The organism is Streptomyces gottesmaniae, assembly GCF_031845845.1.
GTDB classification, from domain to species: domain Bacteria; phylum Actinomycetota; class Actinomycetes; order Streptomycetales; family Streptomycetaceae; genus Streptomyces; species Streptomyces akebiae.
The window spans coordinates 18921-35098 of sequence record NZ_JAVRFJ010000047.1 but is presented as its reverse complement, the minus strand read 5'-3'; the positions used below and the strand labels follow the sequence as shown (position 1 = coordinate 35098).

Sequence of the window (16178 nt, the reverse complement as noted above, 5' to 3'; positions counted from 1 at the left end):
TGACGCCCTGTCATGCCCTCAGCACCATGACGGACATGACCTTGGCGACCGCGCAGCCGAAACGCCCGCGACCGGCCAAGCGACGCACTCCGGCGGACGGCCCGGACCGGCGCCTGATCGACCACGGCGCCTGGTTCCTGGTGCTGCCCGCGCTCATCCCCGTCCTGGTGCTCAGCGTCGGACCGCTGCTGTACGGGATCGCGCTGGCGTTCACCGACGCGCAGTCCGGCCGGACCGAGCCCACCCGGTGGATCGGCACCCTCAACTTCCAGGACCTGCTGCACGACACCCTCTTCTGGGACTCCTTCCGCATCGGTCTGCTGTGGGCCGTCGGGGTGACCGTCCCGCAGTTCGTGCTCGCCCTCGGCCTCGCTCTCCTGCTCAACGAGCCGCTGCGGCTGCGCTGGCTGGCGAGGGCGCTCGCGATCATCCCCTGGGCGATGCCGGAGGTGGTCGTCGGCATCATGTGGCGGCTCGTCTACAACCCCGACGCGGGCATCCTCAACGAGACGGTCCGCGACCTGGGCCTGGGCGACGGCCGCGACTGGCTGAGCGGACTGGCCACCGCGCTCCCCGCCGTCATACTCGTCGGCGTCTGGGCGGGCATGCCCCAGACGACCGTCGCCCTCCTCGCCGCTCTGCAGAACACCCCGCGCGAACTGCACGAGGCCGCCGCGATGGACGGCGCGGGCGCCTGGCGCCGCTTCCGCACGGTCACCTGGCCCGCCATCAGACCCGTCGCCCTCGCCATCTCGGCGCTCAACCTGATCTGGAACTTCAACTCCTTCGCCCTGGTCTACGTCCTGACCAACGGCGGACCGGGCGGCCGTACCCGCCTGCCGATGCTCTTCGCCTACGAGGAGGCCTTCCGCTACGGGCAGTTCGGGTACGCGGCGGCGATGGGCTGTGTGATGGTCGCGGTGATCTCGACCGTCCTGGCGTTCGTGCTGGTCGGTCGACTGCGGCGGGGTGACGACGCATGAGGAGCGGCAGGGCGGCGCGCACCGGCCAGTACCTGGCCCTGCTCGCGTATCTCGTCTTCCTCGCGTTCCCCTTCCTCTGGCTGGTCTCCACCGCCTTCAAACCCGCCCGCGAACTGGGCAGCCTCCACCCGACCTGGATCCCGAAGGACCCGACCCTCGCCAACTTCCGGCAGGCCTTCGACGAGCAGCCCCTGCTCCAGGCCGCGCTCAACTCGCTGGTCGCGGCGGTCGGCGCGGCCGTCGTCGCCGTGCTGATCGCGACGCCGATGGCGTACGTCATGGCCAGGCACCGCACGAAGCTGTCGCGGATGGCGACCGGCTGGGTGGTGGTCAGCCAGGCGTTCCCGTTCGTGCTGGTGATCATCCCGCTCTTCCTGGTGCTGAAGAACCTCCGGCTGATCAACTCCGTGCCCGGGCTGATCATGGTGTACGTGGTGTGGGCGCTGCCGTTCGCGCTGTGGATGCTCGTCGGCTATGTCCGGGCGGTGCCCGCCGAGTTGGAGGAGGCGGCGGCGGTCGACGGGGCCGGGAGGCTGCGCACCCTGGTGTCGGTGACGGCGCCGCTGCTGGCGCCGGGCATCGTGGCGACGGCGCTGTTCGCGTTCATCACCGCGTGGAACGAGTTCTTCTTCGCGCTGGTCCTGCTCAAGACGCCGGAGAGACAGACCCTGCCGGTCGTCCTCACCCACTTCATCGGCGCGGAGGGCGTGGCCGACCTCGGCCCGCTGGCCGCCGCCGCGTTCCTCGCGACGCTGCCCTCGTTGGTCGTCTTCGCGGTCATCCAGAAACGGATCACGGGCGGCATGCTCGCCGGGGCGGTGAAGAACTGATGCGCGCACGACGGCTCCTCGCGGCCCTGCTGCTGTGTCTCCTCGTCGCGGGCTGCACCGGCGGCGAGGCACCCTCCGACGACGGCCGGATCGTCCTGCGCTTCCAGTCCCTGGCCTGGCAGGAGGAGTCCGTCGCCGTCAACAAGGAGCTGGTGGCGGAGTGGAACGCCGCCCATCCCGACGTCGAGGTCGAGTACCTCCAGGGCAGTTGGGACAGCGTCCACGACCAGCTGCTCACCTCCTTCGAGGGCGGTGAGGCGCCGGACATCATCCACGACGCCTCCGACGACCTCGCGGACTTCGCCCACGGCGGCTACCTCGCCGATCTGCGCGAGCTGCTGTCCGAGCGGCTCAGGGCGGACATCCCGGCCCACAGCTGGGAGACGACGACCTTCGGCGAGGGGATCTACGGGGTGCCGTTCCTCCAGGAACCGAGGGTCCTCATCGCCAACGCGAGCTGGCTGCGCGAGTCCGGCGTGCGTCTTCCGACGCCCGAGGACCCGTGGACCTGGGCGGAGTTCCGCGAGGTGGCGAAGGAGCTGAGCGGCGCCGGGAAGTACGGCGTGGCCTGGCCGTTGAAGGAACCGGTGTCGGCCACCCTGAACCTCTCCCTCTCGGCGGGCGGACAGCTGTTCCACCGGGACGCGGACGGCAAGGTCGAGGTCCGGTTCGGGGGCGCCGACGCAGTCGTCCCGAAGACCGTGCGCGACGGGGTGAACGCCGACGGGAGCGCGCCCGCCACCACCCTCGGCATGGGCGGTTCCGACACCCTCCCCGGTTTCTTCGGCGGCAGGTACGCGATGGTCCCGCTCGGCTTCTCCTACCGTCAGCAGATCGTCCAGCAGGCCCCGGAGGGCTTCGACTGGCAGGTGCTGCCCGCCCCGGCCGGCGCCGGCGGGCTCACCCAGGGGGTCAGCCCGCAGACCCTCTCCGTCGCGGAGGACAGTCCGCACAAGGAGGAGGCCACCGCGTTCATCGACTTCCTCCTGCGTCCCGACAACATGGTCCGCCTCGCTCTCGGCGACTGGATGCTCCCGACCGGTACCGAGGCGCTCCAGGATCCCGCCCTGCGCACCACCGAGCACGACTGGGCCACCGGCACCGCCCTCGCCGCCCATCTCCGCCCGGCCCCCGCCCAGTCCGTGCGCGGCTACCCGGAGTGGAAGGACAAGGTCGCCACCCCCGCCTACCAGGAGTACTACAGCGGCGCCATCGACCTCGACGAACTACGGGAACGGTTGGAGGACGACGGAAACCTGGTGCTGGCGCGCTATCAGCGGTGAGGGCGGGGGCCGGGTGGGGCGCGTTGTCGGGTGCGGGTGCGTGGGGCTTCTCGCGCAGTTCCCCGCGCCCCCAAGAGACCAGGCCCTGCGGGCCTGAAAAGCACCGGGCGCAGCCCCTGCTTTTCAGGGGCGCGGGGAACTGCGCGAGAAGCCCCACCGGGCGGCACCCGGCAACGCGCCCTACGGCCATCGCCAAATAAGTTGCACGAGACGTCTCGTCTCTCGTACCGTCGGCGCATGACCTCCCACATCGCCATGTTCTCCATCGCCGCCCACGGTCACGTGAACCCGAGCCTCGAAGTGGTCCGCGAGCTGGTGGCCCGCGGTCACCGGGTCACGTACGCGATCCCGCCGGCCTTCGCGGAGAAGGTGGCCGAGACCGGTGCGGAGCCGAAGATCTGGCACTCGACACTGCCCGGCCCCGACGCCGACCCCGAGGCATGGGGGAGCACGCTCCTCGACAACGTCGAGCCCTTCCTGGAGGACGCGATCCAGGCCCTGCCGCAGCTCGTCGAGGCCTACGAGGGCGACGAGCCCGACCTCGTGCTGCACGACATCACCTCGTACCCGGCGGCCGTCCTCGCCCACCGCTGGGGCGTCAAGGCGATCTCCCTCTCCCCGAACCTGGTCGCCTGGACCGGCTACGAGGAAGAGGTCGCCGAGCCCATGTGGGCCGAACCGAAGAGGACGGAACGCGGCAAGGCGTACTACGCCCGCTTCCAGGCCTGGCTGGAGGAGAACGGGATCACCGAGCACCCCGACCTGTTCGTCGGCAGGCCCGCCCGCTCCCTCGTCCTCATCCCCAAGGTGCTCCAGCCGAACGCCGACCGGGTCGACGAGAGCCGCTACACCTTCGTCGGCGCCTGCCAGGGCGACCGTGCGGCGCAGGGCGACTGGCGGCGGCCGGCCGACGCGGAGAAGGTGCTCCTCGTCTCGCTCGGGTCGGCCTTCACCAAGCAGCCGGACTTCTACCGCGCGTGCGTGCGGGCCTTCGGCGAGCTGCCCGGCTGGCATCTGGTGCTCCAGGTCGGCCGGCACGTCGACCCGGCGGAGCTGGGGGAGATCCCGGCCCGCGTGGAGGTCCGGGACTGGGTGCCGCAACTGGCCGTCCTTCGGCAGGCCGACGCGTTCATCACCCACGCGGGCGCCGGCGGCAGCCAGGAAGGGCTCGCCACCGCCACCCCGATGGTCGCCGTACCGCAGGCCGTCGACCAGTTCGGCAACGCCGAGATGCTCCAGTCGCTCGGTGTCGCCCGCCATCTGCCCAGGGAGGAGGCGACCGCCGAGACCCTGCGCGAGGCGGTCCTCGCCCTCGTCGACGACCCCGAAGTGGCGCGCCGCCTCAAGGAGATCCAGCGGCAGATGGCGGGGGAGGGCGGCACCCGACGGGCCGCCGACCTCATCGAGGCGGAACTCGCAACCCCCTGATAGCAGGGCAAGCAGGTTGGTTCCACGCTTACCATGAAATCACGGCACTTTTTAGGTTACGTTCAGGTAACGCCGGGTCCGCACGGAACGCGCACTGACTCTGTTACCGGGTTCGACCGTTACCCCCTCCGAAAGGTTGTGTCCGGCGGTTCTTGTGCCTCGGGTGAACGACTTCCAAGCTGAGGATGAATTCATTTCGAACGCCAGGAAGTTGACCCATGCGCCGAGACATACCCGACCTCGCGGAAGTGCGCCGCCTCACGCAGAAGAAGCGGGATGCCTGGTGGACCGTGCTGCTCGTCGACCCGGTCGCCACACCCCTGGTGCGGCTGACCGCGAAGTACACGAGGATCACGCCCAACCAGCTGACCTGGGGCGCCTTCCTGCTGGGTCTGGTCTCGGCAGCCTTCTTCGCGCTGGGTGACTGGCGCTGGCTGATCGCCGGCGCCGTCGTCTACCACCTGAGCTTCATCCTCGACTGCATGGACGGCAAGGTCGCCCGCCTCACCGGCCAGGGGTCCGTGTTCGGGGCCTGGCTCGACTTCGTCTTCGACCGGGTCCGGGTCGCGGCCTGCTCGGTGGCCCTGATGGCCGGGCAGTACCAGCGCACGGGGGAGACCTTCTACATCTGGCTCGCCGCCGCCGTCATCGGCTGCGACGCGCTGCGCTACATCAACTCCCTGGAGACCTTCAAGGTCCGCCACACCATGCGCAAGCAGATCAAGGCCCGGCTCCGTGAGGCCCGCCGCGCCGAGAACGAGCGGGAACTGGCCTTCATGGAGGACCTGCTGCGCGAGAACCCCGAGGCCGACATCGAACAGGACCTGCGTACGGCCGCCGCCGAGGTCACCCAGGCCGCGCCGCAGGCCCAGGTCGTCGACCTGCACCAGGAGTTCCGCCGCCGCTTCCCCCTCTACTTGCGCGTCCGGTCCTTCCTGCTGCGCCACCGGGTCCGCCCCCACCTGATCAGCGGCATCGAGTTCCAGATGGGCGTCTTCATGATCGGCCCGATCGTCGACTCGGTGATGACGACGACCATCGTCTCCGGTGTCCTGCTGCTCGTCTTCGAACTGGCCATCGTCTACAAGCTGTTGCTCTCCACCCGTGACTTCACCCGTACCCTCGACTCCTTCGACCGGGGGGACGTCGCCAAGGCGGCCTGAACCGACGGGCACGGACACGGGCACGGACACGGATGTGGGCCGGGGCGGTGACACCGCCCCGGCCCACATCCGCGCTCAGGACCCGATCAGACCCGTACCCGCTCGTCCCGCTCGTCCCGCGCGTCCCGGTCGGCCGGCGCCACCGGCTCCGGGGACTCGTCGTGGGTGAGGTCCGGCAGCCGGTTCAGCCACTTCGGCAGGTACCAGTTGCGCTCGCCGAGCAGCGCCATCACCGCCGGGAGGAGCACGCCCCGGATGATCGTCGCGTCGATGAGGACGGCGGCCGCGAGGCCCACACCCATCTGCTTCATCGACTGCATGGACAGCGTCCCGAAGATCGCGAAGACGGCGACCATGATGACGGCGGCGCTGGTCACGACCCCGGCCGTGGTGACCACACCGTGCCGGATCGCCTCCGTCGTCGTACGCCCCCGCAGCCGCGCCTCACGGATGCGCGAGACCACGAACACGTGGTAGTCCATCGACAGCCCGAACAGGATCACGAACAGGAACAGCGGCAGCCAGGTGATGATGGCGCCCACGCCTTCCGCGCCCACCAGCGAGGCGCCCCAGCCGTGCTGGAAGACCGCGACGAGGATGCCGTACGCGGCGCCCACCGACAGCAGGTTCAGCATGATCGAGGTCGCCGCGATCGTCAGCGAGCGGAACGACAGCAGCATCAGCAGGAAGGCGAAGACCACCACGAAGGCGAAGACCGGGACCACGGAGCCGACCAGCTGGTCGTTGAAGTCCTGGTTGCCCGCGACCTGCCCGGTGACCGGCGCCTCGACCCCCTCGACCTTGCCGAGCGTGGCGGGCCGCACCTCGTCGCGCAGCTTGTCCAGGCTCGCGCCCGCCTCGTCCTGGTCGGAGCCGCCGACCAGCGGCACGTACACGAACGCCACGTTCCGCGCGTCGTGCACCTTGATCTCCACCGGGCCGCGCGAGGCGCCCGAGGCGACGGCCTCCTCCTTGAAGTCGGCCAGCGCCGCCCGCACCTCCGGGGCGTCGATGTCCTTCGCCCTCACGACCACCTCGGCCGGCTCGGTACCTCCGGGGAAGGCCTCGTTGACCCGGTTGTAGGTCTGCACGATCGGCAACGAGTCGCCGAACTCCTGGTCCAGCGTCAGGTTCTGCGTCTTCATCCCGATCGCAGGCGCCGCTACGGCGAGCAGCGCGCCGCTCGCCACGACCAGCGACAGCGCCGGCCTGGCCAGCACGACCCGCAGGACGGCGTTCCAGAAGCGGCTCTCCGAACCGCCTCCGGAGCGGCCGTTGCCCCGCCGCTTGTCCGGGTGCAGGAACGGGATGCGCCCCTTCTCGACCCGCTCGCCCAGCAGCGACAGCAGCGCGGGCAGCACCGTGACCGAACCGACCATCGCGACGGCGACGACCATCAGCGACGCCAGACCCATCGCCTCGAACTCGGCGAGCCCCGTGAACAGCATGCCCGCCATCGCCACGCACACCGTGACACCGGAGACGACGATGGCGCGGCCACTGGTCGCGGCGGCCACCCGCAGCGCGGCCTGCGCGTCCCGGCCCGCCGCCCGCTCCTCGCGTTCACGGCGCAGATAGAACAGGCAGTAGTCGACGCCGACGGCCAGACCCACGAGCAGCATCACGGAGCTGGCGGTGTCGCTCATCGGGATCACATGGCTGACGATGGCCATCAGACCCATCGTCGCGATGATCGCGGTGATCGCCAGCGCCACCGGCAGGAGCGCCGCGACGACCGCGCCGAACGCGATCAGCAGGATGCCGAGCGCCACCGGCACGGCCGAGTACTCGGCCTTGCGGAAGTCGTCCCCGAAGGCGTCGTCGAACGTCTTCATCATGGAGGCGCCGCCGATCTCCTCGATCCGCAGCGTCCCGTGCTCCTGCTGGACGTCCGCGACGGCCTCCAGCACCGGCTCGATCCGCTCGCCCGCGGTGTCCGAGGCGCCCCGCACGTCGAACTGCACCAGAGCGCTGCGGCCGTCCTTCGAGATCGTCCGCGTGTCGTACGGTGAGGTCACGTCCGTGACCTCACCGGTCTTCTCGACGGCCTTCATCACGTCGTCGACGGCGGCCCGGAACGCGGAGTCGGTGGCCCGGGTGCGGTCGTCCTTCGCCTGGATCAGGACGGTCTCACCGGCGGGCTCCTCGATCCCGGCCTCCTCGATGATGTGGGCCGCCGTGCTGGTCTCCCCCTTGAGCTGATCGCTGTCCTTGACCTCGACCGAGCCCACGGCCGAGCCGATCCCCATCGCCAGGACGACGAACAGCATCCAGACCCCGACGGCCGCCCAGCGGTGCCGGGCGCTCCAGCCGCCCGCCCGGGCGGCGATCCCCCGCACCCGTACCTCTCCGTTCCCCATGTCGGGCCAGCCCCCTCGCATGCGATGGCGACCCCCTGCCGCCACCTTTCGTTTCGAAGGTATGAGCCGGATAAGGGCATCTCGTCGTGCTGTCCGGTGAACCCCACGGCCTGTGGGTCCTCCCCTCGGACCCCGCTCCCTCCGCACCAGGGAGGACAGTGGCCCCTTACATCCATCCCGGGTTCTCGGGGCCGCCCCTCAGGGTGCTCCCGCCCCGCGGTGCTTATGGTGTGCCCATGACGACGTACGCGGCGCTCCTGCGCGGGATCAACGTGGGTGGCAGCAAGAAGGTCCCGATGGCCGACCTCCGCACCCTCCTGACCGGCCTCGGCCACGACGGTGTGGCCACCTACCTCCAGAGCGGCAACGCGGTCTTCACCAGCGACCACGGCGACGAGAACTCCCTCGCCGCCGAGATCACGGCGGCCATCGGGAAGCGGTTCGGCTTCACGGTGGACGTCCTGGTGCGCGACCACGCGTATCTGGAAGGCGTCCGGGAGGCGTGCCCGTTCCCGGCGGCGGAGTTGGAGGGCAGGCAACTGCACGTGACGTATCTGTCGGAGACCGTGGACGCGACCCGCTTCGAGGGGATCGACGCACCGGCCTTCCTGCCGGAGGAGTTCAGGATCGGGGACCGGGCGTTGTACCTGTACGCCCCCGACGGCCTGGGCCGCTCCAAGCTGGCGGAGGCCCTGTCGAAGCCCCGCCTCCTGAAGGGCCTGACCGCCACGACCCGCAACTGGAACACGGTGGTGAAGCTGGCGGAGCTGACGCGGGCCGGCTGACCGGATCGGCGCCGGCACGCGCGTCGGCCTTGCCCCGCCGGACGACTAGTTGATGCAGGCCATCCAGGCCGGGTAGTGCGACGACGGACCCACGTAGAGGGCCGCACAGGCGTGGCCGTTCTTCTTGGTCTTCTTGGTGACCTCGACGTAGTCGTCCCGCTTGACCTTCGGGTACTTGTCGTTGTGCCAGGTCTTCTGGTTGGTGACCGTCAGCCGGGCCTTGAAGGAGTTCTTGTTGTAGCTCTTCACCGAGGCGACGAACTGGTTGGTCCTGGCGCCGGCGTTGCCCTTCGTGCGGTACGTGATGCAGACCTTCACATCGTGCCGCTCGTCGCACTTCTGGGTCTTGAGCTTCTTCTTGGCCGCCTGCGCCGACGCCGACGTGACGGTGCCGGAGTCCGCCGAGACGCTGCTGCTCGCCAGGACGGGCGAGGCGGAGCCGGCGAGAGCGGCCAGGGCCACGGCCGTGGCCGCGGTGGTCTTGAATCGCACTTCAGTTCCTCCCGTTTGGTGGTGCTCACCCAGCCTGTCGCCCGACGGGTGTGCGCTACAAGGGAGTTGAGGTGCATCTGAGGCGAAAGTGACCCAAGAGGCAGTGTCCGAAAGGGCAGGGCCCGGGGACGCCGACGGCGGTTCAGGCCGCGGTGAGCTGCCCCTGCCGGAGCGCGCCGGCGTACCGGCGCAGCAGCAGCGCGGCCAGTTCGGGGGCGGGGCCGAGCACCTCGGCCAGCACGTCCGCGCCCGCCTCGTCCGCGCCGGCGACGATCCGGTCCGGCAGCCGGCCGGGCGCGATGACGTACGGCGCCACGGCCACCCGGGCGCAGCCGAGCGCCCGCAGCTCCCGTACGGCGTCCTCCGTGCGGGGGAGGGATGCGGAGGCGAACGCGGGCCGCACGGCGCACCAACCGGTGTGCCGCCACTCCCGCGCGATGTCTGCGATCACCGCGATCGCCTCCGGGTCGGTGGACCCCGCCGAGGCCAGCACGACCCCGGTCGAGGACTTGTCGGCGGGGCTCAGCCCCGCCTCGTACAGCCGGCGTTCGAGGGCCGACAGCAGCAGGGGGGACGGGCCGAGCACCTCCGCCTGGCGGACGTGCAGACCCGGTGGTGCCTCGCGCAGGACCGTCGGGATGTCGGCCTTGGCGTGGAAGGCGCGGGTCAGGAGCAGCGGCAGGGCCACCACGTCCCGTACGCCCTCCGCCGCCAGCGACTCCAGCACCCCCTGGACCGAGGGGAGGTTGAAGTCCAGGAAGCCGGTCTCCACACGCAGCCCGGGGCGCATCGCCCGTACCCGCCCCACCAGGGCGTGCACGGTCGCGGCGTGCCGCGGGTCGCGGCTGCCGTGGGCGATGACGAGGAGGACCGGCTCGTTGAACATGTGGATCAGCTCTTCACCAGCAGGCCGCGGCCGCGCAGGACCCGCCGCTCCAACGGGCTGAAGATCAGCAGATCGATGGCGATACCGACCAGCAGGATCAGGAAGATGGCGAGGAAGACCGTGGCCATGTCGATGTTGGTGCGGCCGTTCTCCAGCAACTGGCCGAGACCGACACCGAGGTCGGGGTGGTTGGCGATGATCTCCGCCGCCATCAGCGAGCGCCACGAGAACGCCCAGCCCTGCTTCAGACCGGCCAGATAACCGGGCAGCGCGGCCGGCATCACGATGTGCCAGGCGCCCTGGAGCCCGGTGGCGCCCAGGGTGCGGCCCGCCCGCAGATACAGCGGGGGCACCTGGTCGATGCCGGAGACCAGACCGTTGGCGATCGAGGGAACCGCGCCGAGCAGGATCACCGCGTACATCATCTGGTCGCTCAGGCTCAGCCAGACCACGGCCGGCGGCACCCACGCCACCGACGGCAGCGACTGCAGACCGGAGAGGATCGGACCGATCGCCGCCCGCACGAACCGCACCCGGGCGACCAGGATGCCGAGCGGCGTGCCGATCGCCAGCGCGATCAGGAAGCCGAACAGGCCACGCGAGACACTCGTCCAGATGTAGCCGAGCAGCTTGCCTTCCAGCCAGGCCTGCTCCGCCGCGTCCCATACGGCGGACGGCGGGGGCAGCTTGCCCGGGTCGGTGACGACGCCGAACGACACCAGCCCCTGCCACACCGCGAGCACCAGCAGGACCGCGGTGATCGGCGGCACGATCTTCTGCCGGAACGTCTGGCTGAAGGGAGGCCGGCCGGTGCCGGGCGTCTCCAGGGCGTCGAGGCCCGCCTCCACCGCCCCGAGCCGGTCCTTGTCGGCGGCCGGGGCGTCGATCCTGTCCGTCGCCCTCGTCTCACTGCTGGCCATGACGGCGGATCTCCTCACGAAGGACATCGGTGATCTCCAGGGACAGCTCCGCCACCGGAGCGTCCTCGATACGGCGGGGCTGCGGGATGTCGACCCGCCACTCCCGGGCGATCCGGCCCGGGCGCGAGGACAGCAGCACGACGCGCTGCGCGAGGCGCACCGCCTCGCGCACGTTGTGCGTGACGAACAGGACGGAGAGCTGCGTCTCCTCCCAGATCCGGGTCAGCTCGTCGTGCAGCACGTCCCGGGTGATCGCGTCGAGCGCCGCGAACGGCTCGTCCATCAGCAGGAGCTTGCTCTCCTGGCCGAGGGCCCGCGCCAGCGCCACCCGCTGACGCATACCGCCGGACAGCTCGTGCACCCGCTTGCCGTACGCGCCCTTCAGCCGGACCAGCGAGAGCAGGTCCTCGGCGCGCTCGCGCCGCTCGTTCTTCGGAACCCCCCTGAGCTTCAGGGCGAGTTCGATGTTCTTGCCCGCGGTCAGCCACGGGAACAGGGCGTGCTCCTGGAACATCAGAGCGGGGCGCCCGTCGGTCGTGATGCTGCCCTGGGACGGGGCGTCGAGCCCCGCCACCAGGTTCAGCAGTGTGGACTTGCCGCAGCCCGAGGCCCCCAGAAGGGTGACGAACTCGCCCGGAGCGACATCAAGGGTGATGTCGTCGAGCACCAGCTGCTGCCCGGTCGGCCCGGCGAAGGACTTCGATACGTGCTCGATACGGGCGGCGTGCTCGACGGCCTCAGTGCCGTCGGCGGCCTTGGCGAGTGCGGTGGCCATGGTCGTCACCTCCTGGGAACGTGGCGGACTGCGCGGTTACTTGACGCCGAGACCGGCGTCGTCGACCTCGGACTCGCCCTCGGACTTCAGGACCTTGTTGAGGATCGACAGGTCGTAGATGCCGTCGAGCAGCGGGTTCTCCAGCAGACCGGCCTTGACCGCGTGCTCCGCCTCGGTGTTGAGGGTGGCGGCCAACGGGTCGTTGGTGAACTGGATCGACTTCCAGGCCGGGTCGAGGACCTTGGCGTCCAGCGCCTTGCCGGAGTCCTCCTTCAGCCGGGCGTTGGCCGCCGCCTTCGCCTTCTCCGGGTCGGAGGCGATGAAGGCGTTGGTCCTGACCGCGCCCCGCAGCACGGCCTCGACGACCTTGGGGTGCTCCTTGAGGAAGTCCTGCCGCACGATGATGTTCGTGATCACGAACTTCTTGTCCGGCCACAGGTCGGCCTCGTCCAGCAGCACCTTGGCGCCCTCGGCGACCAGCTTGGACGCGGTCGGCTCCGGCACCCAGGCACCGTCGATCGAGCCCGACTTGTAGGCGTCCGGGACGATCTTGTTGTCCGTACGGACCACCGAGACGTCGCCCTTGCCGCTCTCGGCGTCGACCTTCCAGCCCTGCTCGGCGATCCAGTTGAGGAACGCCACGTCCTGCGTGTTCCCGAGCTGCGGCGTCGCGATCTTCTTGCCCTTGACGTCCTTCAGGGACTTGATCTTGTCCGGGTCGACGACGAGCTTCACGCCACCGGAGGCCGAACCGCCGATGATGCGCAGACCCTTGCCGGCGGACTTGGTGTAGCCGTTGATCGCGGGGGAGGGGCCGATCCAGCCGATGTCGATCGACTTCGAGTTGAGCGCCTCGATCTCGGAGGGCCCGGCGTTGAAGGTCGCGTACTCGGCCTTCGTGGCGCCGAGCTCCTTCTGGAAGATGCCCTCCTGCCGCCCGACCAGGGCGGTGGCGTGCGTCAGGTTGCCGAAGTAGCCGATCTTGACGGTGTCGAGACCCTCGATCTTCTTGGCCCCGGCGGCGACCTCGGCGGTTTCGTCGTCCTTGGCCTGGGAGCCGTAGCCGCAGGCGGCGAGGGCGAGGAGGGGAAGCGTTGCGATGACCGCGACGGAGCGCCGGAAGGCGGATGAGCGGTTGGCAGGCACGGGAGGTGTTCCTCTCGGAGGCCCGGCGGTCACAGCCCTGCGGGGTGTGGCCGGGGAATCAGGAAAAGGGTCTTCGTCGCAACGGGGACGTCCGGTGGGGGGACGGGGCGCGCAAGCGGTGCGCGTACGTCATCGCACACATCGCGCCACTCCGCCCTGCCCGCTCCCGAGGGCGCCGCTGCCCACACGGCCGCCCTCCTTCGCGAACGTCGCGTAGAAGTCCTGGGGGTTCATGTCAGAAGTCCCACCCGTCGTCCTCGGCCTCGCCCTTGACGGGCTCCGGGGAGGCGAACGACTCGCCGACCATGCCGGCCGTCAGCGTGGTGCCGTCGGACGGGTCGATCAGGATGAAGGAACCGGTGCGGCGGGAGTCGGCGTAGGAGTCGACCGGCAGCGCCTCCGCCGTACGCACCTTCACCCGTCCGATGTCGTTGGCGACGAGCTGTCCCGGGTGCGGGTGCAGGGACAGGTCGTCGAGCGTCAGCCGGGACGGGATGTCCTTGACGATCGCCTTGACCGTGCGGGTGCCGTGCTTGAGCAGCACCCGGTGGCCCACCGTGAGCGGCAGGTCGGCCACATGGCAGACGGTCGCCTCGATGTCCTGCGTGGTCGCGGGCGCGTCCTTGCTGGGCACGATGAGGTCGCCGCGCGAGATGTCGATGTCGTCCTCCAGCAGGACGGTCACCGACTGGGTGGTCCAGGCGACGTCGACCGGCTCGCCCAGCAGGTCGATGCCGGAGATCTTCGACGCCCGGCCCGACGGCAGCACGGTCACCGACTCGCCGACGCGGAACGAACCGGCGGCGATCTGGCCCGCGTAACCACGGTAGTCGGGGTGCTCGGCGGTCTGCGGCCGGATCACGTACTGCACGGGCAGCCGGGCGTGGCAGTGGCTCAGGTCGTGCGCGACCGGGACCGTCTCCAGGTGCTCCAGGACGGTCGGACCGCCGTACCAGTCCATGTTCGCGGAGGGCTCCACCACGTTGTCACCGGCCAGCGCCGAGATCGGGATGGCGGTGATCTCCGGGACGCCCAGCTCGGACGCGTACGCCGTGAACTCCTCGGCGATCCGCGCGAAGACCTGCTCCTCGTACGCGACGAGGTCCATCTTGTTCACCGCGAGGACCACGTGCGGGACCCGCAGGAGCGCGGCGATCGCGGCGTGCCGCCGGGTCTGCTCGACGACGCCGTTGCGCGCGTCGACCAGGATCACCGTCAGCTCGGCGGTGGAGGCGCCGGTGACCATGTTGCGGGTGTACTGCACGTGGCCGGGGGTGTCGGCGAGGATGAAGCGGCGGCGGGTGGTGGCGAAGTAGCGGTAGGCCACGTCGATGGTGATGCCCTGTTCGCGTTCGGCGCGCAGGCCGTCGGTGAGCAGCGCGAGGTCGGGGCCTTCCTGGCCGCGGCCGGCCGATACCCGTTCCACGGCCTCCAGTTGATCGGTGAGGATCGACTTGGAGTCGTGCAGCAGGCGGCCCACCAGGGTGGACTTGCCGTCGTCGACGGAACCCGCGGTCGCGAACCGCAGCAGCGTGGTGGCCGAGAGCTCCTCGGCGGTGATGGTGCTCATGGCTAGAAGTACCCCTCGCGCTTACGGTCTTCCATCGCGGCCTCGGACATCTTGTCGTCGGCACGGGTCGCGCCCCGCTCGGTGAGCCGGGAGGCGGCGATCTCGGTGATCACGGCGTCCAGCGTGGTCGCGTCCGAGTCGACCGCGCCCGTGCAGGACATGTCACCCACGGTCCGGTAGCGGACGAGCCGCTTCTCGACGGTCTCGCCGTCCTTCGGGCCGCCCCACTCACCGGCCGTCAGCCACATCCCGGCCCGCTGGAACACCTCACGCTCGTGGGCGAAGTAGATCTCCGGCAGTTCGATGCCCTCGCGGGCGATGTACTGCCAGACGTCCAGCTCGGTCCAGTTGGAGAGCGGGAAGACGCGGACGTGCTCGCCGGGCGCGTGGCGGCCGTTGTAGAGGTTCCACAGCTCGGGGCGCTGGCGGCGCGGGTCCCACTGGGAGAACTCGTCCCGCAGCGAGAACACCCGCTCCTTGGCGCGCGCCTTCTCCTCGTCGCGGCGGCCACCGCCGAAGACGGCGTCGAACTTCTCCGCCTGGATCTTCTCGGTCAACGGGACGGTCTGCAGGGGGTTGCGGGTGCCGTCGGGACGCTCGCGCAGGACGCCGCGGTCGATGTAGTCCTGGACGGAGGCCACGTGCAGCCGCAGCCCGTGCGCGGCCACCGTGCGGTCGCGGTAGTCGAGGACCTCGGGGAAGTTGTGTCCGGTGTCGACGTGCAGCAGGGAGAAGGGGACCGCCGCGGGGGCGAAGGCCTTCAGTGCCAGGTGCAGCATGACGATGGAGTCCTTGCCGCCGGAGAAGAGGATCACCGGCCGTTCGAACTCGCCCGCCACCTCGCGGAAGATGTGGACCGCCTCGGACTCCAACGCGTCCAGGTGCGACAGGGTGTACGGGGTGCCGGTCTCCCCGGAGACGGCGGCGACGGTCGTCGTCATGCCAGACCCCTCTCGGTGAGCAGCTTGTGGACCAGCGCCGCGGACTCCTGGACCGTCTGGTCCTGCGACTCGATGCGCAGGTCCGGGGTCTCGGGAGCCTCATAGGGGTCGTCCACGCCGGTCAGCCCGGAGATCTCGCCGGCCGCCTGCTTGGCGTACAGACCCTTCACATCGCGTTCGGAGCACACCTCGACCGGCGTCGCCACATGCACCTCGACATACGCGGCACCGCTCGCCGCGTGGCGCTTGCGGACCGCCTCGCGGCTGTCGGCGTACGGCGCGATGACCGGCACGAGCGCCTTGACGCCGTTGCGGGCGAGCAGATCGGCGAGGAAGCCGATGCGCTGCACGTTGGTGTGCCGGTCGGCGCGGCTGAAGCCGAGGTCCGCGGTGAGGAACTCACGGATCTCGTCACCGTCGAGGACCTCCACGAGGTGGCCGTCCTCGCGCAGGCGGGCCGCGAGCTCGTAGGCGATGGTGGTCTTGCCGGCGCTCGGCAGACCCGTGAGCCAGACGGTGGCTCCGGTGGCTCCGGTCGTCACTGGGTTCTCCTGGTTCGTCACAGGAACGGGGACCGTCACGGGGACGGTGTTCTCGGTGGTGTCAGTGGTCTCGG

General features: G+C 70.2%; 15 protein-coding genes. 6 read left to right on the top strand and 9 right to left on the bottom strand.

Features of this window, described 5'->3' with window-relative positions; genetic code table 11:
* Positions 1-35 precede the first annotated feature (35 nt).
* From RM704_RS37935 to RM704_RS37915, 5 genes are all read left to right on the top strand, one after another.
* A complete protein-coding gene (locus RM704_RS37935) occupies positions 36-983 on the top strand; it encodes a carbohydrate ABC transporter permease (protein ID WP_033527586.1) in 948 nt (315 codons plus the stop codon).
* The gene (locus tag RM704_RS37930) at positions 980-1813 is read left to right on the top strand and encodes a carbohydrate ABC transporter permease (protein WP_033527585.1); all 834 of its coding nucleotides are present in this window, start codon (positions 980-982) and stop codon (positions 1811-1813) included. The genes RM704_RS37935 and RM704_RS37930 overlap by 4 nt, the downstream gene beginning before the upstream one ends.
* Complete coding sequence (locus RM704_RS37925) at positions 1813-3096, top strand: ABC transporter substrate-binding protein (RefSeq protein WP_033527584.1); 1284 nt, start codon at positions 1813-1815, stop codon at positions 3094-3096. Before RM704_RS37930 ends, RM704_RS37925 begins: the two co-directional genes overlap by 1 nt.
* 237 nt (positions 3097-3333) lie before the next feature.
* Positions 3334-4524: a macrolide-inactivating glycosyltransferase gene (gene mgt, locus RM704_RS37920; protein ID WP_033527583.1), complete on the top strand. Its 1191-nt coding sequence runs from the start codon at positions 3334-3336 to the stop codon at positions 4522-4524.
* A gap of 218 nt (positions 4525-4742) precedes the next feature.
* A complete protein-coding gene (locus RM704_RS37915) occupies positions 4743-5687 on the top strand; it encodes a CDP-alcohol phosphatidyltransferase family protein (protein ID WP_033527582.1) in 945 nt (314 codons plus the stop codon).
* 86 nt (positions 5688-5773) lie between these two features.
* Here the strand turns inward: RM704_RS37915 and RM704_RS37910 are convergent, their stop codons facing one another.
* The gene (locus RM704_RS37910) at positions 5774-8047 is read right to left on the bottom strand and encodes an MMPL family transporter (RefSeq protein WP_033527593.1); all 2274 of its coding nucleotides are present in this window, start codon (positions 8045-8047) and stop codon (positions 5774-5776) included.
* 236 nt (positions 8048-8283) lie between these two features.
* Between RM704_RS37910 and RM704_RS37905 the strand changes: the two genes are divergently transcribed.
* Positions 8284-8832, top strand: coding sequence for a DUF1697 domain-containing protein (locus RM704_RS37905; protein ID WP_033527581.1), 549 nt, complete (start codon positions 8284-8286; stop codon positions 8830-8832).
* A 45-nt stretch (positions 8833-8877) separates the two neighbouring features.
* Here the strand turns inward: RM704_RS37905 and RM704_RS37900 are convergent, their stop codons facing one another.
* From RM704_RS37900 to cysC, 8 genes are all read right to left on the bottom strand, one after another.
* Positions 8878-9324: a hypothetical protein gene (locus RM704_RS37900; protein WP_033527580.1), complete on the bottom strand. Its 447-nt coding sequence runs from the start codon at positions 9322-9324 to the stop codon at positions 8878-8880.
* A 142-nt stretch (positions 9325-9466) separates the two neighbouring features.
* The gene (locus tag RM704_RS37895; RefSeq protein WP_033527579.1) at positions 9467-10210 is read right to left on the bottom strand and encodes a sirohydrochlorin chelatase; all 744 of its coding nucleotides are present in this window, start codon (positions 10208-10210) and stop codon (positions 9467-9469) included.
* A gap of 5 nt (positions 10211-10215) precedes the next feature.
* Positions 10216-11130 carry an ABC transporter permease gene (locus RM704_RS37890; protein ID WP_033527578.1) on the bottom strand — a complete coding sequence of 305 codons (915 nt, stop codon included), beginning with the start codon at positions 11128-11130 and terminating at the stop codon, positions 10216-10218.
* A complete protein-coding gene (locus RM704_RS37885; RefSeq protein WP_033527577.1) occupies positions 11117-11905 on the bottom strand; it encodes an ABC transporter ATP-binding protein in 789 nt (262 codons plus the stop codon). The genes RM704_RS37890 and RM704_RS37885 overlap by 14 nt, the downstream gene beginning before the upstream one ends.
* A 36-nt stretch (positions 11906-11941) precedes the next feature.
* Positions 11942-13051, bottom strand: coding sequence for an aliphatic sulfonate ABC transporter substrate-binding protein (locus RM704_RS37880; RefSeq protein WP_033527576.1), 1110 nt, complete (start codon positions 13049-13051; stop codon positions 11942-11944).
* A 235-nt stretch (positions 13052-13286) separates the two neighbouring features.
* Positions 13287-14621, bottom strand: coding sequence for a sulfate adenylyltransferase subunit 1 (locus RM704_RS37875; RefSeq protein ID WP_033527575.1), 1335 nt, complete (start codon positions 14619-14621; stop codon positions 13287-13289).
* 2 nt (positions 14622-14623) lie between these two features.
* Positions 14624-15562, bottom strand: coding sequence for a sulfate adenylyltransferase subunit CysD (gene cysD / locus RM704_RS37870; RefSeq protein WP_033527574.1), 939 nt, complete (start codon positions 15560-15562; stop codon positions 14624-14626).
* Positions 15559-16143, bottom strand: a complete 585-nt coding sequence (cysC, locus tag RM704_RS37865; protein ID WP_063774480.1) for an adenylyl-sulfate kinase — start codon at positions 16141-16143, stop codon at positions 15559-15561. Before cysC ends, cysD begins: the two co-directional genes overlap by 4 nt.
* Between the last annotated feature and the right edge of the window lie 35 nt (positions 16144-16178).

Coding starts and splice junctions, on each gene's coding strand:
- RM704_RS37890 (WP_033527578.1), bottom strand. CDS start 11,130: ATGGCCAGCAGTGAGACGAGGGCGACGGACAGGATCGACGCCCCGGCC.
- RM704_RS37875 (WP_033527575.1), bottom strand. CDS start 14,621: ATGAGCACCATCACCGCCGAGGAGCTCTCGGCCACCACGCTGCTGCGG.
- RM704_RS37885 (WP_033527577.1), bottom strand. CDS start 11,905: ATGGCCACCGCACTCGCCAAGGCCGCCGACGGCACTGAGGCCGTCGAG.
- mgt (WP_033527583.1), top strand. CDS start 3,334: ATGACCTCCCACATCGCCATGTTCTCCATCGCCGCCCACGGTCACGTG.
- RM704_RS37925 (WP_033527584.1), top strand. CDS start 1,813: ATGCGCGCACGACGGCTCCTCGCGGCCCTGCTGCTGTGTCTCCTCGTC.
- RM704_RS37930 (WP_033527585.1), top strand. CDS start 980: ATGAGGAGCGGCAGGGCGGCGCGCACCGGCCAGTACCTGGCCCTGCTC.
- cysD (WP_033527574.1), bottom strand. CDS start 15,562: ATGACGACGACCGTCGCCGCCGTCTCCGGGGAGACCGGCACCCCGTAC.
- RM704_RS37905 (WP_033527581.1), top strand. CDS start 8,284: ATGACGACGTACGCGGCGCTCCTGCGCGGGATCAACGTGGGTGGCAGC.
- RM704_RS37910 (WP_033527593.1), bottom strand. CDS start 8,047: ATGGGGAACGGAGAGGTACGGGTGCGGGGGATCGCCGCCCGGGCGGGC.
- RM704_RS37895 (WP_033527579.1), bottom strand. CDS start 10,210: ATGTTCAACGAGCCGGTCCTCCTCGTCATCGCCCACGGCAGCCGCGAC.
- RM704_RS37935 (WP_033527586.1), top strand. CDS start 36: ATGACCTTGGCGACCGCGCAGCCGAAACGCCCGCGACCGGCCAAGCGA.
- RM704_RS37915 (WP_033527582.1), top strand. CDS start 4,743: ATGCGCCGAGACATACCCGACCTCGCGGAAGTGCGCCGCCTCACGCAG.